The sequence below is a fragment of the Citrobacter sp. A316 genome (genome assembly GCF_002042945.1).
Taxonomy (GTDB): domain Bacteria; phylum Pseudomonadota; class Gammaproteobacteria; order Enterobacterales; family Enterobacteriaceae; genus Citrobacter; species Citrobacter portucalensis.
Genome location: NZ_MVFZ01000027.1, coordinates 52635 through 60089, shown reverse-complemented (window position 1 = coordinate 60089; position 7455 = coordinate 52635). Strand labels below are relative to the sequence as shown.

Annotated in this window: 10 protein-coding genes and 2 pseudogenes; 6 read left to right on the top strand and 6 right to left on the bottom strand. The window is 49.9% G+C overall.

Annotated elements, in window-relative coordinates:
• Window positions 1-272: 272 nt before the first annotated feature.
• From BZK41_RS24505 to BZK41_RS27645, 3 genes and pseudogenes are all read right to left on the bottom strand, one after another.
• Window positions 273-644 carry a tail fiber assembly protein gene (locus tag BZK41_RS24505; protein ID WP_079939901.1) on the bottom strand — a complete coding sequence of 124 codons (372 nt, stop codon included), beginning with the start codon at window positions 642-644 and terminating at the stop codon, window positions 273-275.
• Complete coding sequence (locus BZK41_RS27650) at window positions 641-1225, bottom strand: phage tail protein (protein WP_290439996.1); 585 nt, start codon at window positions 1223-1225, stop codon at window positions 641-643. Before BZK41_RS27650 ends, BZK41_RS24505 begins: the two co-directional genes overlap by 4 nt.
• Window positions 1205-1456 (bottom strand): annotated as a pseudogene (locus tag BZK41_RS27645) (phage tail protein); the annotation flags it as partial. The gene BZK41_RS27650 and the pseudogene BZK41_RS27645, both read right to left, overlap by 21 nt.
• On the opposite strand from BZK41_RS27645, the pseudogene BZK41_RS24495 reads away from it, so the two are divergent.
• The 5 genes and pseudogenes from BZK41_RS24495 to BZK41_RS24475 form a co-directional block, all read left to right on the top strand.
• Window positions 1449-2312, top strand: a pseudogene (locus BZK41_RS24495) (PD-(D/E)XK nuclease-like domain-containing protein); the annotation flags it as partial. The pseudogenes BZK41_RS27645 and BZK41_RS24495 sit on opposite strands and share 8 nt — an antisense overlap.
• Window positions 2313-2323: 11 nt before the next feature.
• Window positions 2324-3409 carry a RecT family recombinase gene (locus BZK41_RS24490; protein WP_079939900.1) on the top strand — a complete coding sequence of 362 codons (1086 nt, stop codon included), beginning with the start codon at window positions 2324-2326 and terminating at the stop codon, window positions 3407-3409.
• Window positions 3410-3448: 39 nt separating this feature from the next.
• On the top strand, window positions 3449-3691 hold the full coding sequence (locus BZK41_RS24485; protein ID WP_047415379.1) for a DUF4060 family protein: 243 nt from the start codon (window positions 3449-3451) through the stop codon (window positions 3689-3691).
• 63 nt (window positions 3692-3754) lie between these two features.
• Window positions 3755-4027: an excisionase gene (locus BZK41_RS24480; protein ID WP_071684411.1), complete on the top strand. Its 273-nt coding sequence runs from the start codon at window positions 3755-3757 to the stop codon at window positions 4025-4027.
• A complete protein-coding gene (locus BZK41_RS24475) occupies window positions 3996-5081 on the top strand; it encodes a tyrosine-type recombinase/integrase (protein ID WP_079939899.1) in 1086 nt (361 codons plus the stop codon). The genes BZK41_RS24480 and BZK41_RS24475 overlap by 32 nt, the downstream gene beginning before the upstream one ends.
• A 336-nt stretch (window positions 5082-5417) precedes the next feature.
• Here the strand turns inward: BZK41_RS24475 and BZK41_RS24470 are convergent, their stop codons facing one another.
• The 3 genes from BZK41_RS24470 to yobA are packed head-to-tail and all read right to left on the bottom strand — an operon-like array spanning window position 5418 to window position 7027.
• Window positions 5418-5756 (bottom strand): YebY family protein, encoded by a 339-nt coding sequence (locus BZK41_RS24470; protein WP_003833793.1) that lies wholly within the window; start codon window positions 5754-5756, stop codon window positions 5418-5420.
• A 20-nt stretch (window positions 5757-5776) separates the two neighbouring features.
• Window positions 5777-6649 (bottom strand): copper homeostasis membrane protein CopD, encoded by an 873-nt coding sequence (gene copD / locus BZK41_RS24465; RefSeq protein ID WP_079939898.1) that lies wholly within the window; start codon window positions 6647-6649, stop codon window positions 5777-5779.
• A gap of 3 nt (window positions 6650-6652) precedes the next feature.
• Window positions 6653-7027 (bottom strand): CopC domain-containing protein YobA, encoded by a 375-nt coding sequence (gene yobA / locus BZK41_RS24460; RefSeq protein WP_079939897.1) that lies wholly within the window; start codon window positions 7025-7027, stop codon window positions 6653-6655.
• 143 nt (window positions 7028-7170) lie between these two features.
• On the opposite strand from yobA, the gene BZK41_RS24455 reads away from it, so the two are divergent.
• Window positions 7171-7401: a DNA polymerase III subunit theta gene (locus BZK41_RS24455; protein WP_003034925.1), complete on the top strand. Its 231-nt coding sequence runs from the start codon at window positions 7171-7173 to the stop codon at window positions 7399-7401.
• Window positions 7402-7455: the final 54 nt, after the last annotated feature.

The following is a 7455-nucleotide window of genomic DNA, read 5'->3' as shown; positions in this document are numbered from 1 at the left end:
GATATATCATACACTATATACATGTTTCATGGGGTCATCTCTACAGTATTTATGTTAATACTTGATCGCCTAGGAATTAATAACTTAAATGAAAGACTTTTGTTGCTGTTAGGCATCAACCTACCAATCATAATTATATCGTCTTATATTTTCTATATATTTATAGAAAAACCATTCATGCGAATTTCAAAAAAACTAATCTAGTATTCCTTCGCACTTACAGGCCGAACCAACTTGTTCGGCCTATCTCTCTTTGAACATATCAATTAAGATCATTCACTGGGAGCAGTAGGGAAAATGACATCAGGAGCATTTGATGTATCTACTTTGGTTAGGGCATAACGATAACGCTGCCACTCCTCAAGTTTTGGAATATCCAAATCAACTATGTACCCGCCAGCTTTAGCATCAGCTAAAGGCTGAATAACCGATGAAGCAAAATTTATCAAAAAATTTTTTCTCTGTTCGGCATTAACTATCTCTTGTTCTTTAGTTAAAGGAGGATTAATAATTGCCCTTGCTTCACTTCTGGTTATTAATACAAGTCCATCTTTGATGAATGAATCCTGCGTACCATAGGCATCATACGCGTATATAATATTATCTTTATCTTTGTAATACTTCATCATTGCTATCATTTTCATCTTAACTCCGTCCAGGCTTGTAATACAGTGGAAACACCGACAGCATCCACACGATAATTTGTGTTATTAGGAACAATGAAAAATGCTGTTGCTATAGATGTCTGTGAAGCCGTTGCCCCTCCGCCGTCATATTCTTTTCCGTCGACATAGGCATATAAATTAGCTGACGTACCGCCAGTAATTCGGACATACACTGCAATCGGAAAGCCTGTGGAATTGGTATACGTTACTCCTACACCTCGTGAAGTTCTTAAATCCTGTAGCGTCTGTCCTTTGCCAAGAGATGGGTAAGTCTGTATTGCAGTGGTTACAGCGGCCTGTGGCATGACCAAAGCATTTGATCCCCCCATTGAATTAACAAGCTGAACAAGACCGGCTATTGCGGTGGTTGCACCATCTGCGGTGTACTTTGTTTTAGCCAGATTGAAGGCATTCATAGCCGCGTCATAAGCTATTTTTACTGCGCCTGGCGTTGCTGCTTCCTCGTTACTTTCGTTCGTCACACCACCGTTTAAACGTACAAGTCCTTTCTGCGATGTTGTGGCATCTACAATACGAAGGTTTTGGAGAAACTTCGCCACATCTGGAATATCCGCGCCGTTTTGGCTTTTCTGCATCGCGCCGGTGATACGTGCATCATCACCCGCCGCAACAGTATTAGCAGTTGTACCGGTGTTTTTCGTCGAGCTGTCACCAAGTTTCAGATTCTGGCGAGCCAGTGCCGGATTAGGTAAATCGGCGAGATTGCGTTCTTTAGCCAGCCGCGCATTCGCATTATCCATTACGATCTTAACTGCCGCAGGGGTGCCCGAAGAGTACCAGCGTATCGAAGCGGATCAGAAGCAGACCGCAGCGGCGATGAAAGCCTGCATCAAGGAATACAACGCAACTCTGCCTGTACAGGTGAAAACCAGTGGTAGCCGTGATGCGTTGCTCGAGCAGTTAGCAATCATCAATCCTGACCTGGTGGCGCAGGAAGCGCAGAAGCCCGCGCAGTTGAAAGTGTCTGGTACCAAAGCAGATCTGATTCAGGCCGTGAAGTCTGTTAATCCGGAAGCCGCCTTCGCCGACGATCTGTTGGATGCGTGGCGCGAGAATCCGCATGGGAAAGTGCTGGTCACCCGCCAGCAACTGAGCACTGCACTGAGCATTCAGAAAGCCCTGCTCGAGCACCCGACCGCGGGCAAGTTGCTGACACACCCGAGCCGCGCCGTTGAGGTGAGCTACTTTGGATTTGACGACGAAACCGGACTCGAAGTTCGTGTGCGCCCGGATCTGGAAATCGACCTGGACGGCGTGCGCATCGGTGCCGACCTGAAAACCATCAGCATGTGGAACGTTAAGCAGGAAGGCCTGCGCGCCAAACTGCACCGGGAAATCATCGACCGTGACTACCATCTGAGCGCGGCTATGTATTGCGAGACCGCCGCACTGGACCAGTTCTTCTGGATTTTCGTCAACAAAGACGAGAACTACCACTGGATCGCCATCATCGAGGCATCCGCCGAACTGCTGGAACTGGGCATGCTTGAGTACCGCAAGGCGATGCGCGCCATCGCTACCGGCTTTGACACTGGCGAATGGCCAGCACCGATCACCGCTGATTACACCGACGAACTGAACGACTTCGACCTTCGCCGCCTTGAAGCGCTGCGTACTCAGGCATAAGGGGAATGAAGATGCAAAACACTAACGTAACTGTAGCTGACCAGAACGCGGTAATTAACTCCAACATGGCCCTGTTTGATTCCCAGTATCTGAACGCCATCAGCGCGTTTGCTCAAATTATGGCGCAGGGTGCTGCGACAGTCCCCAGACACCTGCAGGGAAATCAGGCTGACTGCATGGCAGTAGCAATGCAGGCGGCACAATGGCAGATGAATCCCTTTGCCGTAGCACAGAAAACGCACCTGATTAACGGCGTTCTCGGATACGAGGCGCAACTGGTAAATGCTGTGATTTCACGCAGCGGCGTGCTGGCAAGCCGCTTTGAATATGAGTGGTACGGGCCATGGGAAAAAGTAGTCGGGAAATTCCAGATTCGTAAAGGCGACAAAGGAGAATACCGTGTTCCTGGCTGGACCCTTGCTGACGAAACGGGCATTGGCATCATCATCCGCGCAACGCTGAAAGGTGAAGATCAACCGAGGGAACTTGACCTGCTACTGGCACAGGCCAGGACTCGTAATTCAACGCTTTGGGCTGACGACCCTCGCCAGCAGCTCGCTTATCTCGCCGTGAAACGTTGGGCGAGACTGTTCTGCCCGGATGTAATTCTCGGCGTGTATACCCCTGATGAACTGGATGATCGCCGTGAAGAGCGAGAAGTTAACCCTGCTCCGGCGCAACACGTTAGCCTGTCTGAAATTTCAGGTGACACCATAACAACCACGCAGAGCAAGCAGGAAAAATCAGGAAACATCGACTCACTGGCAGATGGTTTCCGCGAACGCATCGATGCCGCACAGGATGTTGATAGCGCCAAAGCACTACGCGCTGATATCGAAAGTGCGAAGGCCACACTGGGTTCAGCCCTGTTCACTGAGCTGAAGAACAAGGCGGTGAAACGTTATTACCTGGTTGATTCACGAAACAAGGTCGAAGCAGCGATCAACTCCCTACCTTCCCCGAATGAGCCTGGAGCATCAGACCGATTTGGGGAAGTTGAGCGAGTTCTTGCGGCGGCCAAACGTCACCTGGGCGATGAGCTGCACGATCAGTTCAGCATCACCCTGGCCGATATGAAACCGGAATACGTGGGCTAACAGATTTGGGAGGGTTCGCCCTCCCATTGAGGAGATGTAATGCGACTGATTAACCGTGCAAATCAGCAATCCCCGTTAGCGCGTCAGGCATGCGACATAGCACTGGCCACTCATGCAGAACGTTACGGCGACTATGGCCGCAGCAAGATGAAGGAGACATACACGGTGAGGGTTGAAGGTGTGAAGGTCTGGGTGGAAGTGGTGAACCGTAAGGCGAGCTACGTGGCCACAGCAATGACAGGTATGCGCCGGTTGCGCGCACTTCCGGGTCAGGTGAGTTGATAACGATATTTCATTAACAGTTTTCCGGCAGCTCTATAATGAGTTGCCAGATCCGGAGGTAGTATGGCCAAGCTTCTTAATCTGCAGGAATGGGCGAATTCAACTTACTCAACCCCGCCGTCTCTTTCAACACTTCGCCGCTGGGCGCGGGAGGGGCGCATTTACCCTGCTCCGGAACTTCACGGCAAAGAATATAAGGTTCAGCCTGACGCCATCTATGTGGATCCGAGCAAGAAGAACCTTCGTCCCAAATCAAAACGCTTATCACTGCCAACTGGCGGCACTCTACTGGAGAGACTGACTCATGGCGAAAAGGCCAGTACGTTACGACGCTAACCTGCCCCGTAACCTGACCTATCGTAAAAGAGACAGGCTTTATAGCTGGCGAAACCCGATTACCGGTCAAGAATTATCTCTTGGCCGCATCGACAGAAAGGACGCTATTTCTCAGGCCATCGAAGCCAATAACTACATCGAACAGAATTATCTTCCGTCAGCGCTGCTGGACCGCATAAAGGAAACACCAACATTTACGGTGAAAGCGTGGCTTGAGCGCTACGAAGTCATTCTTGAGCGAAGAGAATTGAAGCCCAATACGATGAAGGTCAGGCGCAACCAGATCGCCACTATCAGTGATGAATTCGGACGTATGCCGCTATCGGCGGTCAGCACGAAGGATGTATCTACTTTTCTTGAGAGTTACATAATCTGTGATAAGAAGAGCATGGCCTCCGGCCTGCGTTCGGTGTTGTTGGATATTTTCAGGGAGGCGATCGTCGAGGGACATATTGAAAGGAACCCGGCAGAGCCGACAAGAACGCCGACGCCCAAAGTGAAACGTGAGCGTCTTTTGCTCGAGCAGTTTGAAATAATAAGGGATGCCGCAACCGCCCATTCCGAATGGGCTGCAAATGCATGTGACCTGGCACTTGTCACCGGGCAGAGAAGAGAGGACGTATCGTTGTTCAGATTCAGCGATATCAGGGATGGAAGGTTGTTTGTCACGCAGGAAAAGACAGGTCACAAATTGGCGTTGCCACTTGATTTGCGACTGGACTCTGCTGATTTGCTATTGCAGGATGTTATCGATCGTTGCAGGAAAAACAATCCGTCAGACTTCATGCTGTATTCAGCGGTGAGACGTGGCGGAAGGAAGCCCGGTCCGTTAACTCCAGACGGAATTACCCAGGCATTTTCTGATATCAGAGATTCTACAGAGTTAAAGTTTGGTCCCAACCCTCCTCCTTTCCATGAGATCAGGTGCTTGGCGAGCAGACTGTATGAAAGGGAGCGCGGAGAGGATTTCGCACAGAGACTGCTGGGGCATAAAAATTTAACAATGACCAAAAAATACCTGGACGCACGCGGTGCAGAATATGTTATGGTTTAGACAGGATATGGAAATTTCGAGTGATTTTCGTGGGTTTTCGTGAAGGTACCGAAAAAACACAATGAAAACAAGCATATAAAAAGAGACCGAATACGATTCCTGTATTCGGTCCAGGGAAATGGCTCTTGGGAGAGAGCCGTGCGCTAAAAGTTGGCATTAATGCAGGCTAAGTTACCCTGCCATTTAAGAATAGATGACAGCGCCAGGTTTTCCAGTCCGCGACTAAAGTGGCCGGAAAAAAAGGACGTTTGTTACGCATCCAAACGCAAAAACCGCAAGTTCTCCTGCGAGATCCTTGCGGTTTTTTATTGGAAATCAGACTGCTACATCTGACAATTAGCAGAGCTTTTCAGCACGCTCTACAAACGGTGCCAGGCTCATTTTTTCGCCCGGTTTCGCCGGATCATCAATCTGGATAATCTCGATCGGCTTTGCCGTGGTTTTTCCGCTCTCCACCTGCTGTCTGGCAACATCATTCAACGGGTATTGCACCAGCGTACTGGGATTGATGACATACAGCGCGTTACCCGGACGGCAGGTCAGCATCACCTCTTCCCGATTAAATGCCCACTTATCTTTGCCAACCTCAAAACGGCTGACGGTAATGACCTGCGGCGCAGCCAGCGCGGCTCCGGAGCTTGCCAGGAGTAATAAAGAGATAATGATTTTTTTCATGCGTTTCGCCAGTCCATCAATCAGAAAGGTTCAAGGGTTGCAAACAGGCTGACAATCGCCAGCACAACGGCTCCTATACCCCATTCCAGCTTAGTCATCCAAATAAAATAGAGAGTCATGCCGCGGTTATCCTGCCGCATACGTGGTACCAGAACATACCGATTCACCAGCGCAATCGCCACCATTAGCATGACCAGGGCACCTTTTAACAAAAGCAGTCGCCCGTAAGCCATGTGCCAGGGAACAGAAAAACCGACAATAAACAGCGCATTCATAATACCGGTAAGTAAAACACCGATAACGAAAAGATGCCCATAGCGTGAAAAGCGCATCATAGTGCTGATGGCCTGTTCCCGCCAGCGACCTTGCGCCATTCGCATACAGTAAAGTACGGGAAGCAAACCACCGAACCAGGCGGCAGCGCATACCAAATGTAAGGCGTGGTTAACCTGCTGGATTGCGCCTGGGATACCGCTGTGCAGCGTCGCATGTCCGACGCCAGCCAGCAAAATAAACTGCGCTATGGTCAGCATTAACAGCAATCTCGGCATGCTGCGCGGCACCATGATGGTCACCACCAGCGTGACCAACGCGAGGATAATCTGCCATAGCCAGACGCCGCCAAATTGCGTTTGCAATACGGCGAGCCAAACATCAGTAGAGACAACGTCCCGCCAGCCTGAGCCCATTAACCCACCCTGAATCGCCAGCATCAGCGCCGCGCTGATAAAGCTCCACGTCGCAGCATGCCGTTGCAGACGTAAAAAACGACGCATCATTAAACGACGAACCGAAACGGGTGCCAGCCATGCGCCGTAAAGCGCACAGCCAAACACCAGCATCAAAGTGGTAAAATGAATAAACCGTAGTGCGACCCAGGTAAATGCCAGCATTGGTTATTTCACGCTAAAGGTATATTGCCCCTTCGTCTTGTGACCATCCACGGAGACAACGTGCCAGTCGACCGTATATTTTCCTGCTCTAAGCGTTTGAGCAAGCGGAACAATCAGCTGCGTTTTGTCCTGCTCGCTGCGAGATGCCTTGCCCGTTTTGATCTGTTCTTTGTTAGGACCGGTCAGCGTTGCACCGCTGAATCCCGGCTCTACGCCTTCAGAAAAATTCAGCGTCAACGCCTGAGGAGATGCCGCAACTTCAGCGTTAGCCGCCGGACTTTGTTTTGTGAGGTGGGCATGCGCCAATGCCGCAGGTGTTGCCAGAACGCTGGCGAGTACGATGAGCGCGTTGCGAAGCATAGATGCAGATGAAGCCATTTCAACTATTCCTTTTTGTTATGTCTAACCTGTAGAGAATAACCTTCTACAATGGTCGAGTCGAGAATCATCATTTCTGTCTTGCCATTAACGCATACTCTTAGTAACTTTGCGCGCCGAAAGACAGAGAAAAGGAGAAGCCCATGAACATCAATCTGGCCAAACTTGAGCAAGCGGAAATGGATAAGGTCAATGTCGATCTGGCTGCGGCGGGAGTGGCATTTAAGGAGCGATACAACATGCCCGTTGTTGCCGAAGTTGTTGAACGCGAACAGCCAGAACATTTACGCGACTGGTTCCGCGAAAGACTCATCGCGCACCGCCTGGCATCCGTTTCGCTTTCACGTTTACCTTACGAGCCTAAAGTTAAATAAAACTTATATTACGTTACGATTCCTTACATGACGCCTGCTACAGTATAAGCATAT